Source organism: Arsenicicoccus bolidensis DSM 15745 (assembly GCF_000426385.1).
In the GTDB taxonomy this organism is placed as follows: domain Bacteria; phylum Actinomycetota; class Actinomycetes; order Actinomycetales; family Dermatophilaceae; genus Arsenicicoccus; species Arsenicicoccus bolidensis.
In genome coordinates, this window is sequence record NZ_AUFG01000008.1 from 1 (window position 1) to 25,261 (window position 25,261).

At 69.8% G+C, this 25,261-nt stretch carries 25 protein-coding genes and 1 tRNA gene; 11 read left to right on the forward strand and 15 right to left on the reverse strand.

The window, feature by feature from the left end:
* Positions 1-306: IS256 family transposase (locus K313_RS20235; RefSeq protein WP_034252088.1), on the forward strand; the 306-nt coding region annotated here is incomplete at its 5' end.
* 15 nt (positions 307-321) lie between these two features.
* On the opposite strand, the gene K313_RS20240 is transcribed toward K313_RS20235, so the two are convergent.
* The 4 genes from K313_RS20240 to K313_RS0106150 all read right to left on the reverse strand — a co-directional run bounded on the left by K313_RS20240 (position 322) and on the right by K313_RS0106150 (position 2,542).
* Positions 322-576, reverse strand: coding sequence for an MmcQ/YjbR family DNA-binding protein (locus tag K313_RS20240; protein ID WP_029210857.1), 255 nt, complete (start codon positions 574-576; stop codon positions 322-324).
* On the reverse strand, positions 573-956 hold the full coding sequence (locus K313_RS0106140) for an MmcQ/YjbR family DNA-binding protein (protein ID WP_029210858.1): 384 nt from the start codon (positions 954-956) through the stop codon (positions 573-575). Before K313_RS0106140 ends, K313_RS20240 begins: the two co-directional genes overlap by 4 nt.
* A gap of 51 nt (positions 957-1,007) precedes the next feature.
* Complete coding sequence (locus K313_RS0106145) at positions 1,008-1,463, reverse strand: DUF2871 family protein (RefSeq protein ID WP_029210859.1); 456 nt, start codon at positions 1,461-1,463, stop codon at positions 1,008-1,010.
* Positions 1,464-1,648: 185 nt separating this feature from the next.
* On the reverse strand, positions 1,649-2,542 hold the full coding sequence (locus tag K313_RS0106150; RefSeq protein WP_029210860.1) for a hypothetical protein: 894 nt from the start codon (positions 2,540-2,542) through the stop codon (positions 1,649-1,651).
* A 182-nt stretch (positions 2,543-2,724) separates the two neighbouring features.
* Here K313_RS0106150 and K313_RS0106155 point away from each other — a divergent pair, with 182 nt between their 5' ends.
* Together K313_RS0106155 and K313_RS0106160 are read left to right on the forward strand one after the other, a co-directional pair.
* Complete coding sequence (locus K313_RS0106155; protein ID WP_029210861.1) at positions 2,725-3,210, forward strand: peptidylprolyl isomerase; 486 nt, start codon at positions 2,725-2,727, stop codon at positions 3,208-3,210.
* A gap of 193 nt (positions 3,211-3,403) precedes the next feature.
* Positions 3,404-4,366, forward strand: coding sequence for a rhomboid family intramembrane serine protease (locus tag K313_RS0106160; protein ID WP_240483946.1), 963 nt, complete (start codon positions 3,404-3,406; stop codon positions 4,364-4,366).
* A 422-nt stretch (positions 4,367-4,788) separates the two neighbouring features.
* Here the strand turns inward: K313_RS0106160 and K313_RS0106165 are convergent, their stop codons facing one another.
* Positions 4,789-5,040 (reverse strand): cell division protein CrgA, encoded by a 252-nt coding sequence (locus tag K313_RS0106165; RefSeq protein ID WP_029210863.1) that lies wholly within the window; start codon positions 5,038-5,040, stop codon positions 4,789-4,791.
* An 81-nt stretch (positions 5,041-5,121) separates the two neighbouring features.
* On the opposite strand from K313_RS0106165, the gene K313_RS0106170 reads away from it, so the two are divergent.
* The 4 genes from K313_RS0106170 (at position 5,122) to K313_RS0106185 (ending at position 7,447) form a co-directional block, all read left to right on the forward strand.
* Positions 5,122-5,898, forward strand: coding sequence for a DUF881 domain-containing protein (locus K313_RS0106170; RefSeq protein ID WP_029210864.1), 777 nt, complete (start codon positions 5,122-5,124; stop codon positions 5,896-5,898).
* Complete coding sequence (locus K313_RS0106175; RefSeq protein WP_276203031.1) at positions 5,895-6,581, forward strand: class E sortase; 687 nt, start codon at positions 5,895-5,897, stop codon at positions 6,579-6,581. Before K313_RS0106170 ends, K313_RS0106175 begins: the two co-directional genes overlap by 4 nt.
* A complete protein-coding gene (locus K313_RS23855) occupies positions 6,581-6,745 on the forward strand; it encodes a hypothetical protein (protein WP_034252091.1) in 165 nt (54 codons plus the stop codon). The genes K313_RS0106175 and K313_RS23855 overlap by 1 nt, the downstream gene beginning before the upstream one ends.
* Before the next feature lie 78 nt (positions 6,746-6,823).
* Positions 6,824-7,447 carry an aminodeoxychorismate/anthranilate synthase component II gene (locus tag K313_RS0106185; protein WP_029210866.1) on the forward strand — a complete coding sequence of 208 codons (624 nt, stop codon included), beginning with the start codon at positions 6,824-6,826 and terminating at the stop codon, positions 7,445-7,447.
* 181 nt (positions 7,448-7,628) lie between these two features.
* Here the strand turns inward: K313_RS0106185 and K313_RS0106190 are convergent, their stop codons facing one another.
* Genes K313_RS0106190 through K313_RS22930 form a run of 6 tightly spaced genes read right to left on the reverse strand, consistent with a single transcriptional unit; the run spans position 7,629 to position 15,468 of the window.
* Positions 7,629-9,698: a protein kinase domain-containing protein gene (locus tag K313_RS0106190; protein ID WP_029210867.1), complete on the reverse strand. Its 2,070-nt coding sequence runs from the start codon at positions 9,696-9,698 to the stop codon at positions 7,629-7,631.
* Positions 9,695-11,164 carry a peptidoglycan D,D-transpeptidase FtsI family protein gene (locus tag K313_RS0106195; protein WP_019285951.1) on the reverse strand — a complete coding sequence of 490 codons (1,470 nt, stop codon included), beginning with the start codon at positions 11,162-11,164 and terminating at the stop codon, positions 9,695-9,697. Before K313_RS0106195 ends, K313_RS0106190 begins: the two co-directional genes overlap by 4 nt.
* On the reverse strand, positions 11,161-12,531 hold the full coding sequence (locus K313_RS0106200) for an FtsW/RodA/SpoVE family cell cycle protein (protein WP_029210868.1): 1,371 nt from the start codon (positions 12,529-12,531) through the stop codon (positions 11,161-11,163). The genes K313_RS0106195 and K313_RS0106200 overlap by 4 nt, the downstream gene beginning before the upstream one ends.
* Positions 12,528-13,913, reverse strand: a complete 1,386-nt coding sequence (locus K313_RS0106205; RefSeq protein ID WP_029210869.1) for a Stp1/IreP family PP2C-type Ser/Thr phosphatase — start codon at positions 13,911-13,913, stop codon at positions 12,528-12,530. Before K313_RS0106205 ends, K313_RS0106200 begins: the two co-directional genes overlap by 4 nt.
* Before the next feature lie 3 nt (positions 13,914-13,916).
* Positions 13,917-14,369, reverse strand: a complete 453-nt coding sequence (locus K313_RS0106210; protein WP_029210870.1) for an FHA domain-containing protein FhaB/FipA — start codon at positions 14,367-14,369, stop codon at positions 13,917-13,919.
* Between the two features lies 1 nt (position 14,370).
* Positions 14,371-15,468: an FhaA domain-containing protein gene (locus K313_RS22930; RefSeq protein WP_029210871.1), complete on the reverse strand. Its 1,098-nt coding sequence runs from the start codon at positions 15,466-15,468 to the stop codon at positions 14,371-14,373.
* 173 nt (positions 15,469-15,641) lie between these two features.
* Between K313_RS22930 and K313_RS0106220 the strand changes: the two genes are divergently transcribed.
* Positions 15,642-15,727, forward strand: a tRNA-Leu gene (locus K313_RS0106220).
* Positions 15,728-15,860: 133 nt separating this feature from the next.
* Here K313_RS0106220 and tcmP read toward each other — a convergent pair.
* Complete coding sequence (tcmP, locus tag K313_RS20250) at positions 15,861-16,466, reverse strand: three-Cys-motif partner protein TcmP (RefSeq protein WP_029210872.1); 606 nt, start codon at positions 16,464-16,466, stop codon at positions 15,861-15,863.
* Positions 16,467-16,687: 221 nt separating this feature from the next.
* Here tcmP and K313_RS0106230 point away from each other — a divergent pair, with 221 nt between their 5' ends.
* Positions 16,688-17,677, forward strand: coding sequence for a hypothetical protein (locus tag K313_RS0106230; RefSeq protein WP_029210873.1), 990 nt, complete (start codon positions 16,688-16,690; stop codon positions 17,675-17,677).
* Positions 17,678-17,946: 269 nt separating this feature from the next.
* Here the strand turns inward: K313_RS0106230 and K313_RS0106235 are convergent, their stop codons facing one another.
* Together K313_RS0106235 and K313_RS0106240 are read right to left on the reverse strand one after the other, a co-directional pair.
* Positions 17,947-19,341 carry an MFS transporter gene (locus K313_RS0106235; protein WP_029210874.1) on the reverse strand — a complete coding sequence of 465 codons (1,395 nt, stop codon included), beginning with the start codon at positions 19,339-19,341 and terminating at the stop codon, positions 17,947-17,949.
* Positions 19,342-19,365: 24 nt separating this feature from the next.
* On the reverse strand, positions 19,366-22,431 hold the full coding sequence (locus K313_RS0106240) for a glycoside hydrolase family 2 TIM barrel-domain containing protein (protein WP_029210875.1): 3,066 nt from the start codon (positions 22,429-22,431) through the stop codon (positions 19,366-19,368).
* Between the two features lie 329 nt (positions 22,432-22,760).
* Here K313_RS0106240 and K313_RS24850 point away from each other — a divergent pair, with 329 nt between their 5' ends.
* Both K313_RS24850 and K313_RS0106250 read left to right on the forward strand, forming a co-directional pair.
* On the forward strand, positions 22,761-23,105 hold the full coding sequence (locus K313_RS24850) for a galactokinase family protein (protein WP_029210876.1): 345 nt from the start codon (positions 22,761-22,763) through the stop codon (positions 23,103-23,105).
* A 109-nt stretch (positions 23,106-23,214) separates the two neighbouring features.
* On the forward strand, positions 23,215-24,258 hold the full coding sequence (locus tag K313_RS0106250) for a LacI family DNA-binding transcriptional regulator (RefSeq protein ID WP_029210877.1): 1,044 nt from the start codon (positions 23,215-23,217) through the stop codon (positions 24,256-24,258).
* 303 nt (positions 24,259-24,561) lie between these two features.
* On the opposite strand, the gene K313_RS0106255 is transcribed toward K313_RS0106250, so the two are convergent.
* Positions 24,562-25,164 (reverse strand): NAD(P)-dependent oxidoreductase, encoded by a 603-nt coding sequence (locus K313_RS0106255; protein ID WP_029210878.1) that lies wholly within the window; start codon positions 25,162-25,164, stop codon positions 24,562-24,564.
* Positions 25,165-25,261 lie beyond the last annotated feature (97 nt).

A 25,261-nucleotide genomic window follows, 5' to 3' on the forward strand; every position in this document is an offset into this window, starting at 1 on the left:
GGCCCGCTGATGGACGGCGCCAAGGCGGAAGTGCTCGCCTTCGCGGCGTTCCCGCGCGAGCACTGGCGCAAGATCTGGTCCACCAACCCCCTTGAGCGGCTGAACAAGGAGATCAAGCGACGCTCCCGCGTCGTAGGCATCTTCCCGAACGAAGCCGCCGTCATCCGCCTCATCGGAGCCGTCCTGGCCGACACCCACGACGAATGGCAGGTCGATGACCGCCGCTACCTCTGCGAAGGCTCCATGGCCAAGCTCTACCCAACCCGCGATACTGAGACCGTCGCCCTCGAAAAGAGCGACCGGTAGGCAACGAGCATCACCTCAAAGCCCACCACTCAACGGGGCTCTATCGCGCTGGATGCCCTCGTGGTCTCGGATCAGCGCGGCCCCGTGATCGGGGTCGGCCTTGACCGTGATGATCGGCTTGTCCGGGTCTTCGGTGACGATCAGGAAGACCCTGCCCGCGACCTTGATGACGAGCAGGTGCTTGGTGAACGGGTGTCCCTCGGTCACGCCGGGCAGTGCTCGGGCGACGTCCAGAGCGGTCTGCTGCAGCCGCTCCCCGTCGAGGCTCACCGGTCTCGGCCGAAGGTCGCGGGGTCCACGGGCCGCTGCCGCCGGGGCAGTCCCTCGATCACCAGCAGGTAGGACTCAGTGACCAGGTCCTCGACGAGGCCGGGCTCGATGGTGTCGCCCGGGTGCACCGTGATCCAGTGCTTCTTGTTCATGTGATAGCCCGGCGTGACGTCAGGGTGCGCCTCGCGCAGCGCCTTCCCGTCCTCGGGTGCGGCCTTGAGGATCACGATGGATTCTCCGGTGATCTCGGTCTGCAGCATGAACACCCTGCCGCGGACCTTCCACACCTCCCAGTCCTCGCCGAACGGGTGGGTGAGCTCCGAGCCGGGGAGCTCCTCGGTGCGCCGCGCGGCGAGCGCCGCCAGCTCTGCTTCCTGCATGTCTGCGCCTCCTACAGGTTCGCCTCGGGCCGGCTGTGGTGGAGGAGTGGTTCAGGCGGCGAGGCGCTTCTTGAGGCCCATCAGCAGCAGCACCAGCGACACGGTCAGCAGGATGTGACCCAGCCCGGAGATGCCCGAGATGGCAGGGCTGGACGCCGCGGCGCTGCCCAGCACCTGCAGCGTCCCCTTGATCGTCAGCATGGCAACCGTGACGACCAGCCCGGCGTGGTACGCCACGAGGAAGGGCTTCCACTGCGCGGTGCGGCTCAGCGCGAACGTCCGCTCGAGCACCAGCAGGATCAGCCCCAGCAGCGTCCCGAGGGCGAGCAGGTGCGTGTGCACGACGGACAGCTGCGTGCTGCCCAGGTAGTCGTGGGCCTTGGTGAGCTCGCGGTAGTACACGCCACCGATCAGCCCCAGCGCCGTGTAGGCGACCACGCCCCAGTAGATCGGCGTGAGGGTGCCCGGGTTCGGGGCGTCGGTGCGGGAGGTGGCGGCGTTCGTCATACGGCCCATCCTCCCCGACGGCACCGGCCACCCCCTCCATCAGAAGGTTGACCGGGCCGCTCCCCTGCCCGGGTTCCTCTGCGGGGAGCACCCCTGCGAGGGACCACCCCTGCGAGGGACCAGGCCGTATGACGCGACGGCGGCCCCTCCACCAGGAGGGGCCGCCGCCGGGACGCTGGGGTCGCTCAGTCGCGACGCACGTCGTTGTCGCGGGGCTTGTCGGTGCCCGCGTTGTGGTCCATGGTCTGGCCGGCGCCGTCGTCCGTGCGGTCGAACGCGGTGGCGTCGGAGGGCGTCGTCGCGGCGAACTCCTCCTGGTCCTTGGCGTCCAGGATGACCGGCTCGGTGGAGACGGCGCTGAGCGGGTCGCCGGCCTCGTGGTCGGAGACGATCGCGTCGTCGGAGGTCGTGGCGGTGGTCGTCGACGCGTAACCCGTGGCGGCGCCGGCGCTCGTGCCGATCGTCGAGGAGGCCGGGGTGTAGGGGTCAGCGAGCGGCGTCGCCCACGGGTCGTCCTGCGGGGCGGTCTTCTTGTAGACGACGGCGGCCACGGCGGCAGCCGTGGCGAGCAGGCCGAGAGTCACGAGGAGCTTACCCTGCTTGCGCTCGCGCGCCTTCAGCTCCTTCTTGAGCTGGCGCTTCGACAGGTGGGTCTTGGGGTAGGAGTCGTCCTTGGCCTTGTCGGCGACCTTCTTGGTGGCGAGCAGGCCGAGCGCGGTCTTGCCGGCGTCCTGCGCCTTGTCGCTGGTGGCGGCCTTGGCGGCCGTGCCGGCGGCGAGGAGACCCGGCAGCGCCTCCATCAGGTCCTCGATCAGGCCGTTGCCCTTGTCGGCCTTGCTCGTCTTGGCCTCGACGACGTCGCTGCCGTGGGAGACGGTGTCCTTCACCTTGTCGGCAGCGGCGAGCGCACCCGAGGCGACCGCACCGGCCGCCAGCTTGGGGGCGGTCATGACGCTGTCCTTGACCTGGGCGGCCTTGTCGCCGGCCGAGCTCGTGAAGGCGTGCGCCTTGGCGGCCGCGTCCTCCTGGGCCAGCTCCAGCCGGCTCTTCTTCTCGATCTTGTACTTGTTGCGGAACATGTGTGTCCTCCTGGAGATCGATTTCGCGGGGCGTCGTGCGCCCATCTTGCCCGTGCGGGACAACGCGTGCACGTTTCCTTCGGTTCCTCCACCTACCCGGCCGAGCGGGGTCGTATGCCGCCAGTCTGTGGTGCCGTCACGACGCCTCCGCCATATGGGCTCGTCGTGCGAGGATGAGGCCCATGAACTGGACGCTGCACACCAACCACGGCGACATCTCGATCACCCTCTTCCCCGAGGCTGCCCCCACGACCGTGGGCAAGATCACGGGTCTGGCCAAGGAGGGCTACTACGACGGCCTGACCTTCCACCGCATCATCCCGGGCTTCATGATCCAGGGCGGCTGCCCGCAGGGCACCGGCACGGGCCAGCCCGACAAGCCGGGCTTCCCGTTCGACGACGAGATCTCCCCTGACAAGGACTTCACCAAGCCCTACATGCTCGCCATGGCCAACGCCGGCAAGCGCATGGGCCGCGGCACCAACGGCTCGCAGTTCTTCATCACGGTCGGCGCCACGACCTGGCTGCAGGGCAAGCATACGATCTTCGGCGAGGTCGCGGACCAGGCGTCGCGCGACGTGGTCGACAAGATCGCCGCCGTCCGCACCGGCGCCCAGGACAAGCCGGTCGAGCCCGTCGTCATCGAGAGCGTCACCGTCACCGACTGACCTCGACCCGCGCACTCTCCATCAGCGCACGGGGGCCCCGCGAGCACTCGCGGAACCCTCGCGCCCGACGGCCCGTTCCCTCTCAGGCAGCCACGTGCTGCCGACCGGGACGGGCCGTCGCGCTGTCCCGGACGACCTCCGCGCCTAGGCTCGGACCGACCACCCCCGCTCAGATCTCGACGAGGACGTGCCGATGAGCTCCTCCTACCCGCCGGTGAACCCGCCGATGCCGCCGACCCCCTCGGGGTCCTCGGGGCCCGGGGCCGGGCAGGCGCCGACCTGCCCGCGTCACCCCGACGTGGTGGCGTACGTCCGGTGCAGCCGGTGCGGCCGACCCGCCTGCCCGCAGTGCCAGCGCCAGGCGGCAGTCGGGATCCACTGCGTGGACTGCGTGCGCGAGAGTGCCCGCACCGCGCCGCGTGCGCGCAACCCGCTCGGAGGCTCGGCGTCGGCGCTGTCGATCGGCGGCGGCACCCCCGCGACCACGATCCTGGTGGCGCTGTGCGTGGTGGTCTACTTCCTGCAGCTGATCGTGCCCGGCCTCGAGCAGTCGCTGTGGTTCGCGCCGTATGCCGGGCGCGACGAGCCGTGGCGGTTCGTGACGGCGGCGTTCCTGCACGGCGGAATCACCCACATCCTGTTCAACATGCTCGCGCTGTGGACCATCGGCCAGCCGCTCGAGCGCGCGATGGGCGTCTCGCGGTTCGTAGCGTTGTTCCTGGTCAGCGCGGTCGGCGGCTCGGTGGGCTACCTGCTGATCGCGCAGGCCACCGCGTCGCCGGGGCAGGTGCTGACCCAGTGGCAGACGAGCTGGTTCCAGCCGACGGTGGGGGCCTCCGGCGCGGTGTTCGGGCTGTTCGCAGCCGAGCTGGTGCTCGCGCGCCGGCAGGGCCGAGACCTGCGGGCGATGCTGATCTTCCTCGGCCTCAACCTGGTCATCGGGTTCACGGTCCCCAACATCGCCTGGCAGGCGCACCTCGGTGGCTTCGTGACCGGCGCGGCGCTCGCGTCGGTGATGTGGGCGACCCGGTCGCGCGAGCGACAGCGGTGGCAGTGGCCCGGCGTGGCCGCGGTGCTGGCGATCCTGGTCGCCCTCGCCGTCCTGAAGTACGCCCTCTCACCGCAGCTCACCGGCTTCGTCGTCGGCGGCGCCTGACGCAGGTCCGCCTGGCGGCGGGGCTTCTGTCCACAGCCGGGATCGGCGATCCACAGACGTGACGCTCTGTCCCCACGTCCTCCCCAGGGTTGTCCACCGGGTTGTCCACAGTTCCTGTGGACAACCCGCCCCGGAAGCGTCTTACACACGTGTAATTACCCACACGGTGGGGATAACCCTGTGGATAACTTCATTGGCCATCCACCGGCTTCGCCGAGAGGGCGCAAGTGGCTGCGTCAGGCGCCTCGGGATCGCCATACGCACCCTGGTGGCGAGGATGTCTCGGGCTGCAGGGTGAGACGGGTGAGGCGCCGCGAGCCGGGGCGGCAAGACGCGAGAACCTACCTCGGGTAGTCACATCGACCTGGCGTGCGAAGCCAGGCGAGTGTGACTACCTGAGGTAGGTCCGGGAGAGGGGTGCGTCAGCGCCAGCGGGTCGTCATCATGAAGCCGATCAGCATGAGGCCGAAGCCGATCCCGAGGTTCCAGTACTGGATGTTGGGGATGGGGTACTGCCCGGCGGTGAGGTAGAACGCGACCACCCACACCAGCCCGATCAGCATCAGCGTCACCATCACCGGCGCCCACCAGCGGGGGCTGGGGGTCTTGATCCCCGCGCCCTTCTCGGCGGGCGGGGTGTACGACGCCTTGGCGCGGCGCTTGGACTCGGGCACGGCTCACTCCTCGTTGCGGGGCCCACCGGATACGGTAGGTCTCGGGGTCTGACGCACAGCCTAGCGAGGGGAGGAGGGGCCATGGGTGACACCAGCGCTCGCCGCGCGCGCCTCGGGCGGCTCCTCTTCGGGGGGCGTCCCACCGCGTGGGGGCTGCTCGTCCCTGTCGTCCTCGTCCTGGCGGGTCTGCTGTTCGCGACCAGCGCCGTCACCTCCCGGGGCAGCTCGTTGCGGCCGTCCGACACCCGTGACCTCGCCGGCGTCATCGACGCGCAGGACGCCTCGCTTGAGGCCAAGCAGCGCACGGTCAGCGACCTGACCACCCAGGTCGAGAGCCTCAGCACGCGCAACGCGCCGGCCGACTCACGGCTCCGCGCGATGACCCAGCGGGCCGCGACCCTCGACCGGGCGGCGGGCATGCAGGGGGCCACCGGGCCCTCGTTGACGGTGACGATGACGGACTCGACGCGCTCGGTCGACAGCTTCGGTGGTGAGTTCACGGCTGACGACCTGGTCATCCACCAGCAGGACGTGCAGGCGGTCGTCAACGCGATGTGGCGCGGGGGCGCCGAGGCGATGATGATCCAGGACCAGCGGGTGATCTCGACGAGCGCGGTCCGCTGCGTCGGCAACACCTTGATCCTGCAGGGGCGCGTCTACTCCCCGCCATTCGTGATCAAGGCGATCGGTGACGTCGACGGCATGCGCCAGACCCTCGACCAGGACCCCACCGTGCAGATCATCCAGCAGTACGTCGCGGCCGTCGGCCTCGGCTACGACGTCTCCACGCAGCCGTCGGCGACCTTCCCGGCCTATGACGGCTCTGCCGCGCTGCGGCATGCGTCAGTAGTCGAGTGAAGGCTGTTCGGGCGTTAACAGGGACTCTGGGTGAATTGCTCATCAGCCTCGGTGTGCTGACCTTGCTCTTCGTGGGATGGCAGCTGTGGTGGACCGATGTCGCCGCCAACGCCGTCCAGTCCGACACCGTCGGATCGCTCAGCGAGGACTTCCAGCGCCCCGGAGCGGTCAGCCCGGCGATCGCCAAGCTCAAGGACGTGCCCCTCGGCGAGGCCTTCGCGATCGTGCGGATCCCGGCGCTGGGCCGCGACTACGCCGTGCCCGTCGTCGAGGGCACCACCCGCGACGTGCTGCGCAAGGGCATCGGGCACTACGACGGCACCGCGATGCCCGGTCAGGTGGGGAACTTCGCCATCGCCGGCCACCGCATGACCTACGGCGGGCCCTTCCGCGACATCGAGCGGGTCCTCCCCGGCGACCGGGTCATCGTCGAGACCGCCGCCACCTACTACGTCTATCGGGTCGGCCCGCACACGCTCGTGCCCCCGTCGTACGTCGCTGCCATCGCGGCGATGCCCGAGCGTCCCGGCGTCCGCCCGGACAAGCCCTACATCACCCTCACCGCCTGCCATCCCAAGTACGCCGCCCAGCAGCGCTGGATCGTCCACGGCGAGCTGGAGCGCGCCATACCGCGCAGCCAGGGCCTGCCGGCCGGCTATCTGGACCTGGCGGGAGACCGCTGATGTATGCCGCACTGTGGCGCGCCCTCCCCGGCCCGACCTGGGTGCGGGTGATCCTGTGCCTGCTGCTCGTGGCGCTGGTGGTGTGGGCGTGCTTCCAGGTGGTCTTTCCATGGCTGGCGGACCTCATGCCGTTCAACGACCAGACGGTCGAGCCCTCCGGCTGACCCCGCGACTAGGGTTAGGGAGCCGGACCTCGTCCGCGGCACCCTCGCACCCGCATCCTCTCGCGCCAAGGCAGACCCATGACCCGCATCCTCGTCGTCGACAACTACGACTCCTTCGTGTTCACCATCGTGGGCTACCTCCAGCAGCTCGGTGCGCAGTGCGAGGTCGTGCGCAACGACGCGGTGACGGCGGCCGAGGGCGCGGCCTACGACGGGATCCTGGTCTCCCCGGGCCCGGGCACGCCCGAGGAGGCCGGGGTCTCGATGGCGATGATCGAGGCGTGCGCCGAGCGCGAGCAGCCGATGCTGGGCGTGTGCCTCGGCCACCAGGCGCTCGGCGTGGTCACCGGCGGCACCGTCTCGCGGGCGCCCGAGCTGCTGCACGGCAAGACGTCCGAGGTGCTGCACGACGGGCAGGGCGTGCTGGCGGGGCTGACGAGCCCGTTCACGGCGACGCGATACCACTCGCTGACGATCGAGCCGGAGACGATCGGCGCGGAGCTCGAGGTCACCGGCCGCACCGAGTCCGGCATCGTGATGGCCGTGCAGCACCGCTCGCTGCCGCTGCACGGCGTGCAGTTCCACCCCGAGAGCGTGCTCACCGTCGGCGGCCACCGCCTGCTCGCCAACTGGCTCGAGACGTGCGGCCTGGACGGCGCGGTCGCCGCGAGCGAGGGCCTCAGCCCGTTGATCCACCGCTGACCTCCGCCTCCGATCACGCAGCCGCAGCCTTCCACCCGGGGCCACGCACCGGGAGCCACGCCCTGCAGCCTCGCACCATTGGTCACCAATGACGTTGTGGAACGTTTATATCGGGGTCCCAGACGCCATTGGTGACCAATCGCGTCTGGAGGGGTGTGAGTGCGGCGCGGCTCGGCGCGGCTCAGGGCGTCGGCGGCGTGACCGGGCTCGTGGGGGGCGAGGTCGGCGGGGACGAGGTGGGTTGCGTGGACGGCGGCGTCGTCTGGGTGGGGCGCGGCCGAGGGGTTGTCGGCGTGGGAGCCGGAGCCGTCGTGGTCACCGTGACCGTCGGGACGGCAGCCGGCACGGCCACCGTCAGGGTGATCTTGGTGCCGGGTGGCTGCGAGCCCTCGCGGACGTCCTGGTCGAGGACGAGGTCGCGGGTGTCCCGGCTGGGCTCGTCCTTGCGCGCCACGCGGAAGCCGGCGTCCGTCAGCGTCTTGGCCGCCGACGTGTAGTCCTGCCCCACGACGTTGGGGACCGCCACCTTGCCGGTCGACACGAAGAGCGCGACCGTCGAGCCCACAGGCACGGTCTGCCCGATCGCCGGGTCGGTGCGCACGACCTGACCTGCGGGGATGGTCTTGTCGTCGATCTCGGTGACCTTGCCCGCCACGAGGTTGTAGTTGACGAGTCGTTGCTTCGCGGAGGCCACGGTGTACTTGGTGACGTCGGGCACCGCCGTGTCGCTCGGGCCGGTCGAGACCTGCACCGCGACGGGATACGCGGGGTCCTGCTGGGCGCCCGGCTGGGGGTTCTGCCCGACGACGATGCCCTTGGGCTTGTCGCTCTCCTTGGGCTGGAAGGACCCCTTGAGCTGGCTGGACTCGAGCAGCGAGCGCGCCGTGCCCTCGGTCTGGTCCATGAGGTTGGGGACCGTCTTGTACTGGATCGGGTCGGGCCGCGTCATCCAGTAGACGCCGAACCCCGCCAGCCCGATGAGTAGCAGCAGCGCGACGATCCACGCGATCCAGTTGCGGTCGCGCTCCTCGCCGATCGACGGGTAGCTGGACGTGTGGTGGCCGTCGCGGGGGGGTCCGGCGGCGACGTCGTCGCGCAGCACCGGCTCGGGGCGCTGGCCGGGATCGGGCCGTATGCCGCCCGCCGCCGCAGCACCGGCCGCCGCACCGCCGGCGGACCCGCCTGCTCCGCCGCCCGCCAGGGCGCCTCCGGCCAGGTCGCCTCCGGCCAGGGCGCCCGCAGCACCACCGGCCAGCGCGCCGCCGGCGCCAGCAGCCCCGGCACCGACAGCCGTCGCGGACGTCGCCCCGCCCGGGCGGCCCGCCAGCACGTCGGCCCGGTCGATGCTCTCGGTGGGGGCGAACAGGGCGGCGGCCGTCGCCTGCGCCGCCGGGCTGAGCGGGCGTCCCGCGCGCGCCGCCTCGAGGTCGTCACGGAACTCGTCGGCGGTCTGGTAGCGGCGGTCCCGGTCCTTGACCAGCGCGTGCATGATCACCGTGTCGAGCGTGCGGGGGATGCTGTGCTCGTGGCTGGACGGCAGCGAGGGATCCTCGCCGACGTGCTGGTAGGCGATGGCGAGCGGTGAGTCGCCGACGAACGGCGGCCGCCCCGTCACCAGCTCGAAGAGCAGGCACCCGGCCGAGTAGAGGTCGGAGCGGCCGTCGACGTCCTGGCCGCGGGCCTGCTCGGGCGAGAGGTATTGCGCGGTGCCGATGACGGCCTGGGTCTGGGTCATGGTGGCGGTCGACTCCCCGCCCCCGCGGGCGATCCCGAAGTCCATCACCTTGACGTCGCCGTCGTCGGTCAGCATGACGTTGCCGGGCTTGACGTCCCGGTGCACGATGCCGCGCTGGTGGGAGTAGCCGAGGGCGGACAGCACCCGCATGACGATGCGCATGGCCTCGTCGGCCGAGAAGGCGCCGCGGTCGTGCATGAGCTGGCTGAGGGTGTGCCCCTGGACCCGCTCCATGACGATGTAGGGGATGACCTCCTGCACGCCGACGCTGTTGGTGACGATGTCCTCGCCGGAGTCGAACACCGCGACGATGTGCGGGTGGTTGAGGCTGGCGGCGGCCTGCGCCTCGCGGCGGAAGCGTCCCTGGAAGGTCCGGTCGCCGAGCCGGCCGGCGTGGAGCATCTTGATGGCGACCCGGCGGCCGAGGCGGACGTCGTGCGCCTCGTGGACGGTGGCCATGCCGCCGCGGCCGATCTCCTCGCCGAGCTCGTAGCGGCCGCCGATCAGCCTGCTCACTTGCGGATCACCGCCTCCATGACCTGCTTGGCGATGGGGGCGGCGACCTTGTTGCCACCCGTCTCGCGTCCGGCGGACCCACCATCCTCGACGACGACGGCGACCGCCACCTGGGGCTGGTCGGCGGCGGCGTTCAGCGGCGCGATGGAGGTGAACCACGCGTGCGGGGCCTTGTCGTTGCCCTGCTGGGCCGTGCCGGTCTTGCCGCCGACCTCGACGCCCGAGATGCGGGCGTTGGAGCCGGTGCCGTCCTCGACGACGCCGCGCATCATCTGGGCGATCTGGTCGGCGACCTCGGAGGACACGGCCTTGGACAGCTGCTCGGGCTTGGTCTCGTCGAGGACGCTGAGGTTGTCGCCGCGCACGGAGGCGATGAGGTGGGGCTTCATGACGACGCCCTTGTTGGCGATGGCGGCGCTGACCATGGCGACCTGCAGCGGCGTGACCCGCACGTCGTACTGCCCGATCGCGGCCTGGGCGGACTGGGCCTTGTCCATGCCGGCCGGCACCTTGCTCGGCGTGACCCGCTGGGGGACGCGCAGCTCGTCGCCGAAGCCGAACTTCGACGCCTGCTCGACCAGCGCGTCACCGCCCAGCTTGATCCCGATGCCGCCGAACGCCGAGTTGCACGACGTCTCGAGCGCCTGCTGGAGCGTGATCTGGTCGGAGCCGGTGCACAGGCCGTTCTGCCAGTTGGTGAGCGGCACGGACGACAGCGGGAGCTTGAGCTGCGCGGGCGCCGGGATGCGGGCCTTGCCGTCATACTGCCCGGAGGTCAGGGCCGCGGCCGTGGTCACGAGCTTGAAGACCGAGCCGGGGGGATAGAGGTCGCCGCCGATGGCGCGGTTGACGAGAGGCTTGGAGCGGTCGGCGTTGAGGGACTTCCAGGCGTCGGTGACGGCGGAGAAGCGGTGGCTCGACAGCTCGGCGGGGTCGTAGGTCGGGTGGCTGACCATGGCGAGGATCGCGCCGGTGCGCGGGTCGAGGGCGACGACGGCGCCGCGCTGGTCGCCGAGGGCCTTCTCGGCCGCCTGCTGCACCTCGGGGCGGATCGTCAGCTCGACTGAGGCCCCGGCGGGCTGGCGTCCGCTGACCAGGTCGCTGATCCGGCGGTAGAAGAGCTTGTCGGAGCTGCCGGACAGCAGCTCGTCCTCGGCGCCCTCGATGCCGCCGCCCGCGCCGTAGGTGAACGAGTAGTAGCCCGTGACGTGGCTGTAGAGCCGCCCGGAGGGATAGGTGCGCTCCCACCTGAGCTCGTCGTCGGTGGCGACGGACTTGGCGATGGGGGTGCCCCCGACCAGGATCTGGCCGCGCTCGCGGTCGTACGACGCGAGCACGCTGCGGCGGTTGTCGCTGCGGTCGCCGAGGGCCTTGGCCTGGAAGAACATGATCGAGGTCGACGAGATCAGCAGGCTGCAGAACATGATGGCGGCCACGATCGCAAGCCGGCGGATGGGCGGGTTCACCGGGTCTTCACCACCTGGGTCGCCTCGTCGGAGCCGAGCGGCTGGTCGGGGTCGTCGCCGTCGTCGATCGGGCGCCGGGCCTGGTCGCTGATGCGCAGGAGCAGCGCGATGATGCTCCAGTTGGCGATCAGGCTAGACCCTCCGGCGGACAGGAACGGCGTGGTCAGACCGGTCAGCGGGATGACGCGGGTGAGGCCCCCGACGATGACGAAGACCTGCAGCGCCATCCCGAACGCCAGGCCCGCCGCGAGCAGCTTGCCGAAGCCGTCACGCACGCCGATCGCGGTGCGCAGGCCACGCTCGACGAGGATGGCGTATAGCGCGAGGATCGCGAACAGCCCGAACAGGCCGAGCTCCTCCGCGAGGCTCGCGACGATGTAGTCGGACTTGGCGAACGGTGTGATCTCGGGGTGGCCCTGGCCGAGACCGGTGCCGAGGAGCCCGCCGGACGCCATACCCATGATGCCCATCCCCACCTGCGACAGCCCCTTGTAGAAGGGGTCCATCCACAGGTCGACGCGCGTCTGCACGTGGCTGAACAGCAGCCACGCGACGTAGGCGCCGCCGCAGAACATCGTCAGGCCTAGCGCGATCCAGGACACGCGCTCGGTCGCGACGTAGAGCATGGCGACGAACAGGCCGAAGAACAGCAGGGAGGACCCGAGGTCCTTCTCGAAGACGAGGATGCACAGGCTGAACGCCCACGCCACGAGGATCGGCCCGAGGTCGCGGGCGCGCGGCAGCGGGAAGCCGAGCACCCGCCGGCCGACGAGCGAGAGCACGTCCCGCGTCTGGACGAGGTAGCCGGCGAAGAAGATCGCGAGGACGATCTTGGCGATCTCGCCGGGCTGCAGGCCGAACGGCCCGATGCGGATCCAGATGCGGGAGCCGTACTGCGCGTCGCCGATCACGGGCAGCAGCGGCAGGAGCAGCAGGATCACGCCCGCGGCCATGAAGGTGTAGGTGTAGCGCCGCAGCCGGCGATGGTCGCGCAGCCACAGCAGCAGCGCGATCGCCGCCACCACCGACACGGCGCTCCACAGCAGCTGGCGCGGTGCGAGGACGCCCTCCTGGGTGCCCTCGAGGTCGATGCGGTGGATCATCACCAGCCCGAGCCCGTTGAGCAGCAGCGCGATCGGCAGGAGCAGCGGGTCGGCATAGCTCGCCCGCCAGCGCAGCGCGAGGTGGAAGGCGACGCCGATCCCGAGCAGGCCGGCACCGTTGGTCACCATGTCGGTGGGCAGGCGGCCCTGGGTCTGCAGGCCGACGTTGGCATAGGCGAGCATCACGAGCGCGACGGCGAGCAGGGTGAGCAGCAGCTCGACGTTGCGACCGGTCCGAGGGCGGTATGACGAGACGGTGGTCACGGGGTCACCGCCGTGCTGGAGGCGCTGGTCGCCGCAGGCGGCGAGGCTGGGGTCGTGGCCGGCGTCGCGGCAGGCGTCGTGGTGGTGGTCACGGAGGGGCTCGCGCCGCCGGACGGCGTCGGCGCGGCACCCGGCCCACCGCACGGTCGGCCCTGGGCCTTGGCGGACGCGCAGGCCGTTGCCTGGGTCCGCAGGTCGGCGACCACCGCCCGGGCGGCCTCCAGGCTGCCGGCCGTGACGCCGTCGGTGACCCGCGTGCGATAGAAGTCGGGCAGGTCGGCGACGGGGATGTCGGTGCGCTCGGTCGTGCTGGACAGCGAGACCGGGCCGACCGTCTGGTCCAGGCCCCGATAGATGGTGACGCGGTCGTCCTGGGTGCCCACGTAGTACTGCTGCTGGGTCCAGCGCCAGCCGGCGTAGGCGAGGCCGGCGAGCACGACCAGGGTCAGGACGACGGCGGCGACGACCTTGGCGAGGCGGGACCATCGCGACACGCCGCCCTCCTCGGCCAGGGTGACCTGCGGCTCGGCGGTGGCGCCGCTCGCGGAGCGCGTCAGGGCGGCGGCGCGGGCGGCGGGGGTGTCGGGGATGGCGCGGGGCATCTGCCGCGCGGCGGCGGCCCCCACGACCTGCGGGCGCGTGGACGGGCCCTCCCCGTCGGACAGTCGGACGACGTCGGCGACGATAGCGGTGATGTTGTCCTGACCTCCGGAGCGCAGGGCGAGGTCGACGAGCCGGTCGGCGGCGCGGCCGGGGTCGGGCACGGTGGCGAGGATCTCGGCGATGGTGTCGTGCGCGACGAACCCGCTCACCCCGTCCGAGCAGACGAGGTAGCGGTCGCCGTGGCGCAGCTCGCGCCAGGACACGTCCGGCTCGTCGCCCGGCTGCCCGGTCAGCACGCGCGTCACCATCGACCGCTGCGGGTGGTGCTCGGCCTCGTCGGCCGAGATGCGCCCGTCGTCGACCAGCGTCTGCACATAGGTGTGGTCGTGCGTGAGCTGGGTCAGCTCCTCCCCGCGCAGCAGGTAGGCCCGCGAGTCGCCGATGTGCGCCAGCGCCAGCTTGTTGTCGGTGCGCAGCAGCGCCGTGACGGTCGTCCCCATGCCGTGCAGCTCGGGCTGCTCCTGCGCGACATCGTGCAGCTCGGCATTGGCGCTCGCGATGGCGTCCTCGAGGTGCTGCAGGGCCCGCGACCCGTGGGTGTCGTCGTCCAGGTGCACCATGGCGCCGATCGCCGTGGAGCTCGCCACGTCACCGCCCGCGTGGCCCCCCATGCCGTCGGCCACGGCGAGCAGGTGGGGGCCGGCATACCCGCTGTCCTGGTTGCTGTCCCGGACCAGGCCGACGTGGGATCGTGCGGCATAGCGCACGGCCATGGGCATGGGCTACTTCCTCAGCTCGAGGACGGTGCGACCGATCCGCAGCTGGCTGCCGACCCCGACCGGCGTGATGTCGGTGAGCCGCTCCTCGCCGAGATAGGTGCCGTTGGTGGAGCGCAGGTCCTCGACCTTCCACCCCTGGTCGTCGCGGTAGACGCGGCAGTGGCGCCCGCTCGCGAAGTCGTCGTCGAGGATCAGCGCGCACTCCGGGTTGCGACCGACGAGCACGCCGGACTCCTTGAGGTTGATCGTCGTGCCGCGCAGACCACCCTCGGTGACCACGATGCGGGTCGGCTCGTTGGACCGGCGCCGTGGTGCCACCGCCGGACGACGCCCGGCGCGGGGAGAGACGCGCGTGCCGTAGAGGTCGCGACGCAGCACGCCCGCCAGGCTGAACACGAAGAACCACAGCCCGACCAGCAGGCCCAGCCGGATGATCGTGAGGGTCAGCTCGCTCATGTCATCCCCGGCCCAGGCGGAAGGCGAAGGACGTCCGCCCCACGGTCACGCGATCGCCGTCGGCCAGGCGCTGGCTCGTGATCCGGTGGCCCTCGACGAACGTGCCGTTGGTGCTGCCGAGGTCGCGGATCGAGCCGACGAGGTGCGGGCCGTCGTGGGTGATGCGGATCTCGGCGTGCTGCCGCGAGATGCCCGGGTCATCGAGCACGATGTCGGCCACCCCGTCCCGCCCGACGACCGTGATCGCCCCCAGCAGCGGGTAGCGGTCACCGTCGATGTCCAGCCACGGCCGGCGGGTCGGGTCTGGGCGGCGAGGCTCGGGCGCGGGGCGGGCGGGCTGCTGCGGGCGAGTGGCCTGCAGGTCGTCGTAGTCGTCCTTGTAGGCGCCGAGGTCGTCGCGGTAGCCGATGTCGTCCCGGCCGTAGCGGTCCCCCGCGTCACGGTGGTCTCGGCGCTCTCGGTGGTCGCGGTCGCTGCGGTCGTCGTGCTCGAGCGGCCGGAAGGTGCTCGCCGCCGCTGCCGCTCCCGCCCCGGCTGCCGCGCCGCCCAGGCCTTGGCCGACGCCGCCGGAGACGCCCCCGGGGATGGCGGCCGAGCCCGGGCCGTATGCCGGCGCCCCGCCGCCTCGCGGGTCGGCGTCCTCGCGGCGGCGGTCGGCATACCCGCTCTCGACAGGACCCGGGGCGGGTCGGCGCGCGGGCCGCCGCTCGGCCGACACGGCCCACGGGTCCTTGGCGCTCGCCGGGCGCAGCTTGAAGACGCCGGTCTCGAGCTCGGCGTCCTCGCTGAGGATCACCCGCAGCGGCCCCGCCGGGCGGTAGCGCTGGCTGTCGGCGTGGTCCTCGGCGGCGGCGACGAGCTCGTCCGTCAGGCCGTCGGAGTACTGGCTGAGCTGGTCGTAGTCGCTCGGGCTGAGCGCGATCGTGTAGAGGTTGGGCACGATCGTGCGCCCCTGGCCCACCACCGCCGCCTTGTCGTCCATCGCCGTGCGGATCGCGCTCGCGATCTCCACCGGCTGCACGCTCGACTTGAACGCCTTGGCGAAGGCGCCGTTGACCATGGACGAGAGCTTGCTCTCGAGATTGTCGAACAGTCCCACCGGCGCTCCTCCCTCTGCGACCTACGGCGACACACGGACTCGTCTGGCATCGTAACGGCGGCGTCTGTCCGGCCGGTGGAGGCTGCCCTGGCGCGGGGTCTCGGTTTGGTGACTGGCGCGGGCATAGGGCAAGATGGGGCGTCGCACGTGATCCCCGGATCGCGCGCAGCCACGGGCAAGTGGCGGAATGGCAGACGCGCTGGCTTCAGGTGCCAGTGTCCGCAAGGACGTGGGGGTTCAAGTCCCCCCTTGCCCACCAGGGGTATTTCACGCAAGTGAGCCCAACTGCTTCACGAAACTCCCGACCAGAGATCATCTGGCCGGGAGTTTTCGTGTTCTCGGGCCTGTTTGTCCTCAGGGCTGCCTCCAGAGCGGGCCCACCGGTCGGGCTCTCAGGTCGGAGGCATGTAGAAGCCCCTGCCGGCGCGGGGCATCACCTTGCCTTGGACGTCCTCGGTGAAGTTGCCGCCGATGCGGCGGACAGCCTCCACGTTGATGCTGAGCAGAACCTCGGACGGCCTGGCGCCCTGTGGACGCGCGAGCAGCTGATTCGTCATCATGGCCCTGCTCATGGCGACGCCGAACGGGTCCAGGAACGTTACTACGGGGTCGTTGCCGACCAGGCGCCACGCCTGAGGTAGGCGATCCTCGACGTCGCCCTTCAGGACGGTGACACCGAGTCCGTGCGCCCGGAAGTGTGCCGTGTTCACCTCCAGCGCACTTGCTATCGCGGGGTTGCGCTCGATGAAGATGCTGTTGATGGTTTGCGTCTTGGCCAGTGACCGTGCTGTCTTGAGCATGACCAGCGGTGATCCTTCTGGATGCGAGGCTTCGGGGTTGTCTGACTCGTGGGCACCCGCACCTGCATGGCCGTCGATCACCCAGACGGGGGGAGGCCCCACGGCGCTCGCGAATACGCGCGTGTACTCGCTCAGCACCGCGTGTTTGAGGACCGCAGCGGGCTGCTTCTGCTGGAAGAACGACTCATGCTGGGTCACTGCGCTGTCCTCTGCGCTCTGGTCCGCTGGTGTTCACGCCCGGCGTCAGCCTGTCGCGTAGTCGACATGGCAGCCCCGCCCGTGGGTGTCAGCAACATCGTGGCATGACCGATGTCCGACTGGGCTTCCGTTTCAGGTTTGAGCGTCAATGAGAGCCCCGTTGGGCTTCGCCAAGAACCTTCAGTGCGCCTTCTGTCGGTACTGTCTGGCTGAATAGGAGCATGAAGTTCTGGGGCCTCGACGCGACTGCATGGACAGCCATCTACACACTGCTCACTCTCGGGCTGCTGCTCGTCGCCGCCGTCGCTGCGGTGGTTGCCTGGGGGCAGTGGAAAGCCAGCAGGGAGCAGGTCGCCGACGCCCGGCGCGCAGCCCAAGAGGCAAGCCGCCCCTACGTGATCGTCTCTGCGGTGGAGTCACGGGCAAGCAAGCACTTGTTCGATCTGTCGATCCACAACATGGGCGAAAGGCCCGCCTTCGATGTGAAGGTGGACCTGGACCCGCCCCCAAGGCGGGCCCGTGAGACACATGACGAGTTCATCTTGGCCAACATCAAAATGCTCAAAGAGCCCATCGCCATGCTGGCCCCCAGACAAGAGATGCGAACGTTCTGGGACAACCACATCGAACGCAACGGCAGGGACGACCTGCCGACCGTCCACCACGTGGAGGTCCACTACAAGGACAGCTCCGGGCGCGCTTACAACGAAACATCGGTGATCGACCTGGACGCCACGCGCGGCGCCCTGTTCACCAACATCGAGACCATCCACACCATCGGCAAGACGTTGGATGATCTGGCCAAGCACCTCAAGCAAGCCTCCGTGTTTGGCAAAGCAGGCGAGCTGGACGTCGGAGCCGTCGTGGAGACTCGTCCTGACTACCTAGAGCGCAAGAATCGGGAAGCCGTCCAGGAGCGTGCCGACATGATCCGGACACAACTGTGGGCCATGCGATGGGTGAACGACGCACAGCCCGGCGAGGCCGAGGAGCTTGAGACGCACCGCCGCCAGCTGACCGAGTTCCTGAAAGCTCACCCCGAGCTGGCTACCGAGGAGGACTTCACGGCCTACGGGGTGTCGCGCGAGACGGTGGTACATGCACTGCGTGTCCAAGGGCGGAGCAGGTGGCGGATGTACAAACTCATCGCTTCCCTACGTACCCGATACGAGCGGGGTGGCGGCCCAGCCCGTAGTCACAGGATTGTGTGAACTACCCACCAGATCGGCCCCGGATCTCGCCGTCCGGGGGCCGTTCTCTTAGCCCCCGTCACTCGCCCCGGCTGCCCCCAGTGCTTGGGTGAGGCGAACGGAGTCGCCGCTCGTTTGGACGCCGAGGTCTTCCAGGGTGAACCAGGCGACCTTGAGCCCTTCCTCGACGGCTTGCCGACCGAGGGCTTCGAGAGGAACGTCTTCCCGGTCCCCGACGGGTCGCACACCACCGGGTTCTCCCGTCGGCGGACCCACCCCTCAGGGTCAGCTCAGTTGGTGGCGGGGCTCAACGTGGCGCGGATCTTGTTGTTGGCCTTCTCGACGTCGAGACGACTGAGGAAGAACAGGATGATGGCGGTGGCGATGGCGGGGATCCACAGGTACATGAAATAGAGCATGTTGATCGCCGAGGCGCTCTGGGTAGCGGCCTTGCCGACGTAGCCGCTGGCGGCGAGCAGCCAGCCGGCGAGTGCGGTGCCGATGCCTCCGCCGATCTTCACACCCAGGGTGGTGCAGGAGAACATCATCCCGTCGATGCGCTTGCCCGTGCGCAGCAGCGTGTGCTCAGAGGCCTCGGCGATGAGGGCGTTCAGGGTGCCTTGCAGGGGGCTCATGCCGAACGAGGCGATCGCAGAGAAGGCGAGCATGAGGGGGATGTTGCCCAGATAGCCGCCGATCACGACGCCGATGCGGCCGACGACGGCGATGATGTAGCCCCACAGGTTGACCTTGTACATCTGTCCGAACCTGGCGACCAGGACCGGGGTGAACAGCAGGCCGAGGATGATCGGGATGTTGATGGCCCACGCGAACATGCCCAGAAGGGTCGCGTCGTTGAGGACGTAGGTCATGAAGTAGATGCCCATGTTCAGCGTCGCGGTAAAGATCTGCTGCACCAGGTAGACGACCAGGATGATCAGGTAGAACTTGTTCGCCAGGAGCAGGCGGGCGCCTTCCTTGAAGGTGTACGTCTCGGCGGCCTGGACGTCGCGTCCTTCGTCGAGCTCCGTGGCGGGCAGTTCCTTGACCGACAGCACCGACAGGGTGTTGACCGCCAGGCCGATGACGGCGTAGATCACGGCGATCCAGCGCCATCCGTCGGCGCCGCCTCCCAGGGCGCGCACGCCCTGGACCGTGAGGATCTGGATGAGCATGCTCGTGGTGAAGGCGAACATGAAGCGGATCGAGCCCATCTGGACACGCTCGGCGGGGTTCTTGGTGATGAGTGCTGTCAGCGCGGAGTAGGCGATGTTGTTGGCAGTGAAGAAGACGCTGTTGAGCAGGGTGTAGGCGATGAAGAACCAGACGTACTGGCTGGTCTCGCCGAGGCTGTCGGGGATGGCGAAGCAGGCCACCAGGGTCAGCGCGCAGCCGAAGTAGGGCCACAGCATCCAGGGTCGGGCCTTGCCCATGCGGGTGTGGGTCCGGTCCAGCAGGGCACCGAAGCCGATGTCGGTGACACCGTTGAACAGCTGGGCGACCATCATCAGTGTGCCGATGACGCCGGCGTTCAGTCCGACCTGGTCGGTCAGGTAGATCATGACGAAGGCCGACAGGAGGGCGTAGACGACGTTGCCGGCGACGTCGCCGGAGCCGTAGCCGATCTTGTTGCCCCAGGTCAGGTATTTCTTGTGCGTCAGGGACGCAGGGGATGCCGTGCTCATGGTCGTGTCCTTGTGCGATGGGGGTCAGCGGGCGACCGGGGTGAGGGTGAAGTCGATGAGGTACGTGTCGGCGTCGACGCGGTACTGCTCCAGCAGCTCGGGGCCGCAGCTGTTCGACCCGATGCCGGCCATCGCGTGGTCCAGGCACAGGACGGTGGATCCGCTGGGCTGGACCTCGGTGTCGTGCCGTGCTGCCTGGAGCGCTTCCTGGGTGGTGGTGGAGGCGTTGAAGGAGAACGGGGCGGTGCCGGTCACGGTCAGGGACGCGTTGCCGTCGGTCAGCCTCAGCCAGTCGCAGTCGCCGCGGCTGCCGTTCTCCTGCGGGCGCAGGTAGGGCGTGCCGAGGGTGTCGACGGTGCTGTCGAACCGGCCGTGCCAGCTGGCGCGACGCTTGTCGGGGTAGTTCTCCCCGGGGCCGAGCCCGATGTAGCAGACCTGGTCGACCTGGGGGGGCAGGAAGAAGCGCAGCCCCAGGCGTGGCAGAGGGGGAAACTCCGGCGCGCGGCGCACGTCCATGCGCACCCTGAGGGTGCCGGAGGCGTGGACGGTCCATCGAGTGCTCATCCGCAGGATGGGCTGCACGGTGGGGGCCACCATCGACATGTCGGCGTCGATGATCACGGCCCCGTCGGGGGTCGTGGTGACGTCGCACGTGTAGGCGCGTGCCTGTGCCTGGTGGTAGTGGGCTCGTTCCCACTCCAGGCGGATGCGTCGGTCGTTGTCGGTGGGAGCGCGCCAGATGTTCATCTCGGCGGGCCGCTCGAGCAGGTCCGTGCCGTTCACGCGCAGCGTCTGGGGCAGGCCGGTGGTCGGGTCGAAGACGTACCGGAAGCCCTCACCGGCGACGACGATGCTGCGGTCGGTGCGTGCCACGGTGGGGGTGGCGCCCCTCGCCGCGGGCTTCTCGGCCAGGGCGCGCTGGTTGCGGGGGTCGGCGGTGGGCACCTCGACCTCGTCCATCCCGAGCTCGTGACCGGCCGGGCGTATCCCGTCGTCGTGGCGCAGGTGGTAGCGGACCTGCAGGTGGCATCGTCCGGCCGCGGGGACCGCGGGTCGGCACGACACCTGCACGACCTGGTGGGGGGCCACAGGGCCGTCGAGGACGATGCCGTCCTGGGCGTCGACGACCTCGCCGTCGCACACGAGTCGCCAGGACAGGGTGGCGTGGGCGGCCAGGTCGGTGAAGTCGAGGTCGTTGCGTACGGTGAAGGAACCGTTGTCGTGGTCGTAGCCGAGGACGCGTGCGGGCCGCTGGACGTTCTTCAGCTCCAGCAGCCCCGGATGGGGGCGCCGGTCCGGCGAGACCAGCCCGTCGACGCAGAAGTTGCCGTCGTGAATCGTCTCTCCGGAGTCGCCGCCGTACAGGTACCGCGGTCGCCCGTCAGCGGTTCGGCCCGCAAGGACCGCATGGTCGCACCACTCCCACACGAACCCGCCGCACAGGCGCGGGTCGTCGTTGATCAGCTGCCAGTAGTCCTCGAGGTCGCCAGGCCCGTTGCCCATGGCGTGGCAGTACTCCACGAGGATCAGCGGCTTGTCCGGGTCGGTCTCCAGGTAGTCCTTCATCTCGGCCTGGGTGGGGTACATCCGGCTGTACAGGTCGATGTTGGAGTAGTCGTAGCGCCGCTTGGAGTCCCGATAGTAGGAGCTCTCGTAGTGGGTGAGGCGGGTAGGGTCGAAGCCCTTCATCCACTGCAGCGCCTGCTCCAGGGTGCAGCCGTAGGCGCACTCGTTGCCGGCAGACCACGAGATGATGCTGGGCCGGTTCTTCTCCCGCCGGACGCACAGCTGCACGCGGTCGACCGTGGCGCCGGTCCAGTCCGGGTTGTCGGCGATGAGGTCGTTCCAGTGCTCGACGACGTTGTCCCAGGAGTCGTCGGCCAGGAACTGCGTCTGGGTGCCGTGGCTCTCGTTGTCGGCCTCGGACATGACCAGGAAGCCGTACTGGTCGCACAGCTGGTAGAACCGGGGGTCGTTCGGGTAGTGCGAGCTGCGGACGGCATTGATGTTGTGCTGTCGCATGAGCGCCAGGTCGTGTCGCATGTGTTCCAGGTCGACCACCGGGCCGGTCTCGGGGTCGGAGTCGTGGCGGTTGACGCCACGGATGGTGACCGGGGCGCCGTTGAGCTGCAGTACCACGTCCTGGATCCCGACCTCCCGGATCCCGACCTGGTCCGTGATCACCTCACCGGGGGTCTGCACCTGCAGCGTGTACAGGTAGGGGGCCTCGGGGTTCCACAGCCGCGGCTGGTCCACCCGCAGCTCGCACCGGTGGGTGTACCCCTGCTCGTCTCCTCCCGGCCCCATGTCGCCGGTCGCGACGATCGTCCCGTCCGCGTCGGTCAGGGTGACGCGGGTGGGCACAGGCTCCCCCCGGTAGGTGCCGCGCACCAGGACGCACGCGTCCTCGATGCCCAGGGTGGTGGTGACGAAGTAGTCGAAGAGCACCCACTCAGGACGCGTGAGCAGGTAGACGTCGCGGATGATGCCGCTCGTGCGGAACTTGTCCTGGTCTTCCAGATACGTCCCGTCGCACCACTTGACGACGAGCACGACAAGTCGGTTGCTGCCGGGCTGGAGCATGTCCGTGACGTCAAACTCGCTGGTCGCGTGCGTCACCTGGCTGTAACCCACGTAGCGGCCGTTCAACCACACGTAGAAGCACGAGTCCACGCCCTCGAACACCAGGTAGGAGCGTGGCGTACCGGAGCGGGGCTCGTGCTCGAGGTCCAGGCTGTACACCCCGCACGGGTTGTCCTGGGGGACGAACGGCGGATCCAGCGGGATGGGGTAGCGCACGTTCGTGTACTGGTGCGCGTCATAGCCGGCGGCCTGCCAGGTGCCGGGGACCTGTACCGCGTCCATAGCCCCCAGGTCGCGCTCGGGCGAGCAGAAGTCGTCCGGGAGGTCGCGCACGCTGGCGTGATAGCTGAAGGCCCAGGTGCCGTTGAGCAGGCGCAGCCGGTCGGAGTCGCGACGGGCATTGACCACGTCGGGCAACGGGCCAGACCCGGGGACGTAGTAGGACCGCGCCGGCAGGGTGTTCTCGTGCAGGACGCTCAGATCTTCGTGGTGCTTCGGAACCATCATCGTTGGTGCTCCTGAACAGCTGGGGTGCTCGAGCTCGTGACAGTGAGCCACGAGGGGACTTTCGAGGCCGCGGTCGCCGCCAGGACCGCCCCCGGCCCCCGGAGGGACCCACGACGGACTCGGTCAGCGTCGACCGCGCCACACATATGTTTGCGTCACCATAAACGCGATTTCGTCAAGCATGCGCTCGACGTGGGCAGTTGTCAAGGGTTGCGCAACGGTTGTGATAGCGCAAACATAGGAGTGCTTCCGGTGCCCGTGTCGGTGATGGCTCGCGAGGGACGCATCGGAGGCGACGACAACGACGTCCGACCAGGCAGGGGAAGAAGATGGGTCTCGCACCAGCAGCATGGGATGACGCCGAGGGGGCCAGCAGGGCCCGAGACCTGTTCGCCAGCTGCTTCGCGGCCAAGACCGACGGTGTGTGGGCCGCGCCGGGGCGGGTGAACCTCATCGAGGACCACGTCGACTACAACCAGGGCCGGTGCCTGCCGATGGCTCTGCCTCACCGCACCTTCGTGGCGGCCTCTCGGCGGGGCGCCATCGTGCTGGCCCCCCAACAGTCCGCCAGCTCGATCGCCGTCGCCGTCCTGGAGGCTGCCTCCCGGGAAGGGCTCGCCGAGCCGGTGGTCCACCGGGCCGCCCCTGGCAGCCCAGCCGAGCGGGTGCTGTGATCTCGCCGGGCGCCCGGACGAGCAGGCCCGTGACGGTACCGTTGCCGCGTCCTACCGCCGCCATCGGCCGTGCCTCCGCGGCCACCACTTCCCAGAAGGGGCCCCGCCCATGACCCAGCTGAGCAGCACCGGGCGCCGCGGCGGCGTCGGATGGAGCGGGCGCCCTACCGCCAAGGACGTCGCGTCCCTCGCCGGCGTGTCCGCGCAGACCGTCTCCCGGGTGGCCAACGGCGCCGACAACGTCCTTCCCGAGACGCGCGACCGTGTGCTGGAGGTCATGGCCCGCCTGGGGTACACCCCCAACGCGGCAGCACGTGTCCTGCGTGCCGGCCGCTCCACCAGCCTCGGTTTGGTCGCGCATCACATCAGCCGCACCGGCGAGGCCAACATCATCGAAGCCGTCTGCGCCACGGCCCGCGAACGCAGCTACGACGTGTCCCTGACCATCGCTGCCACCGGCTCCGCCGACGACCTCAACCGCGCGATGCTGCGTTCGCGCCAAGGAGTCGCCGGCCTGGTCGTCCTGGGTCTGGAGACCGCCGAGATCGACCAACTGCGATTCCCCGCGAACATGCCCGTGGTCCTGACCGACTCCCGCACCCTGTCGCTGCCCACCGTCGGACTCGACCAGGCAGGTGGCGCGCAGCTGGCCGTCGAGCACCTGCTCGGCACCGGCGCCCACACGGTGCACCTGGTCGCGGGCCCCAAGAACTCGATCCAGTCCCAGCAGCGGCAGCAGGGGTGGCGACGAGCTCTTCAGACAGCCGGTCGCCCGATCCCCGAACCCCTCCATGGCGACTGGACCCCCGCCTCGGGATACCAGGCGGGACGGCACCTAGCGGCGCAAGACGGCGTCCGGGCCGTCTTCGTCGCGAACGACGAGATGGCCAGCGGTGTCATGCGCGCGATGCACGAGGCCGGGCTGCGAATCCCCGACGACGTCGCCTTGGTCGGTTTCGACGACGTCAGCGCAGAGTGCCTCTGGCCTCCCCTGACCAGCGTGAGGCAGGACTTCCGCGCCATCGGCGAGCACCTGGTCACCCTCCTGCTTGAACGCCTCGACAACCCACCTGCCCAAGGCGCCATCCCAGTGTCCCAGGCCATCGTCGTCCCACCGCGCCTGATCGTCCGCGCGAGCACCGCACGACGGTGATGACCGGCCGGACGGGATCGGCGGTGTCGCCCAGCGTGATCGCATATCGGACCACCCGACGGCGCTGACGCCCGACGAGGAGCCGCCGACGTTCCAGCCGATCCCCTGGCCAACGTCCCCGCCTCCGCCTGACCGGTGCTCACGAGATCGGGGCTGCTCCTGGTGATAGCCACCAGAAGCAGCCCCGATCTCGTGCGTTCGCCCCGTCCGGGCGGGTAGGGCGGCTCGGCATACGAGCGTCTCTGGGCTCTCCCGGTCCGGCGAGACGGTATGACGACGCGCCCGGAGCAGGCCCTGCCGCCGTCAGCTCGCGACGGTGAAGCGCTCGCCGCGGTGGGCGGGGCGCTCGAGCTCGTCGATGAGGGCCACCGCGAAGTCCTCGGCGCTGACCTGGTCGCCGGCGGGCACGTCGAGCTCGACGGTGTAGCGCCCGGTCCGCTCGCCAGGCGCGATGACCGGCGCGGGGGCGAGCATCGTCCAGTCCAGCCCCTCGGCCGCGCGATAGAGGTCGAGCACGGCGGCGAAGGTGTCGGACTCGGGCTTGTACTCCGCGGGGAAGCCTGGGGTGTTGCGCAGCTGGGTGTCCCCGACCTGGAGCGCACCGGCTCCGCCGACGACGACGAGGCGACCCTCGGGACGTGCCTCGATGAGCGCGCGGTGCGCGGCGAGGGTCGGCTCGTGGCTGCCGCCGTCTCGTGCCGGGGGCACCGAGATGACGGTCGCGTCGCTGGCGGCGATCTGGGCGATGACGACGTCGGTGTCGGACAGGTCGATGGTCAGGGCCTCGGCCCCGTCGACGGGAGTGCCGCGGCGCGATCCGGCGACGACCTCGTGGCCGCGGGAGAGTGCCTCCGCGACGACGCGCTGACCGACCATGCCGGTGGCCCCGATGACGGTGATCTTCATGTCTGCCTCCTGTGATGATGTGCTGCCTGGACCAACGATAGTATGGATAGGTAACCAAGTACCTCAAGGTAACCATCACCCCCAGGAGCAGATTCGT

Bases quoted from the DNA above. Each gene is read 5' to 3' on its own strand.
- K313_RS0106140 (WP_029210858.1), bottom strand. From the start codon at position 956: ATGCAGGAAGCAGAGCTGGCGGCGCTCGCCGCGCGGCGCACCGAGGAG.
- K313_RS0106145 (WP_029210859.1), bottom strand. From the start codon at position 1,463: ATGACGAACGCCGCCACCTCCCGCACCGACGCCCCGAACCCGGGCACC.
- K313_RS0106150 (WP_029210860.1), bottom strand. From the start codon at position 2,542: ATGTTCCGCAACAAGTACAAGATCGAGAAGAAGAGCCGGCTGGAGCTG.
- K313_RS0106155 (WP_029210861.1), top strand. From the start codon at position 2,725: ATGAACTGGACGCTGCACACCAACCACGGCGACATCTCGATCACCCTC.
- K313_RS0106160 (WP_240483946.1), top strand. From the start codon at position 3,404: ATGAGCTCCTCCTACCCGCCGGTGAACCCGCCGATGCCGCCGACCCCC.
- K313_RS0106170 (WP_029210864.1), top strand. From the start codon at position 5,122: ATGGGTGACACCAGCGCTCGCCGCGCGCGCCTCGGGCGGCTCCTCTTC.
- K313_RS23855 (WP_034252091.1), top strand. From the start codon at position 6,581: ATGTATGCCGCACTGTGGCGCGCCCTCCCCGGCCCGACCTGGGTGCGG.
- K313_RS0106185 (WP_029210866.1), top strand. From the start codon at position 6,824: ATGACCCGCATCCTCGTCGTCGACAACTACGACTCCTTCGTGTTCACC.
- K313_RS0106205 (WP_029210869.1), bottom strand. From the start codon at position 13,913: ATGCCCATGGCCGTGCGCTATGCCGCACGATCCCACGTCGGCCTGGTC.
- K313_RS0106210 (WP_029210870.1), bottom strand. From the start codon at position 14,369: ATGAGCGAGCTGACCCTCACGATCATCCGGCTGGGCCTGCTGGTCGGG.
- K313_RS0106230 (WP_029210873.1), top strand. From the start codon at position 16,688: ATGAAGTTCTGGGGCCTCGACGCGACTGCATGGACAGCCATCTACACA.
- K313_RS0106235 (WP_029210874.1), bottom strand. From the start codon at position 19,341: ATGAGCACGGCATCCCCTGCGTCCCTGACGCACAAGAAATACCTGACC.
- K313_RS0106240 (WP_029210875.1), bottom strand. From the start codon at position 22,431: ATGATGGTTCCGAAGCACCACGAAGATCTGAGCGTCCTGCACGAGAAC.
- K313_RS24850 (WP_029210876.1), top strand. From the start codon at position 22,761: ATGGGTCTCGCACCAGCAGCATGGGATGACGCCGAGGGGGCCAGCAGG.
- K313_RS0106250 (WP_029210877.1), top strand. From the start codon at position 23,215: ATGACCCAGCTGAGCAGCACCGGGCGCCGCGGCGGCGTCGGATGGAGC.
- K313_RS0106255 (WP_029210878.1), bottom strand. From the start codon at position 25,164: ATGAAGATCACCGTCATCGGGGCCACCGGCATGGTCGGTCAGCGCGTC.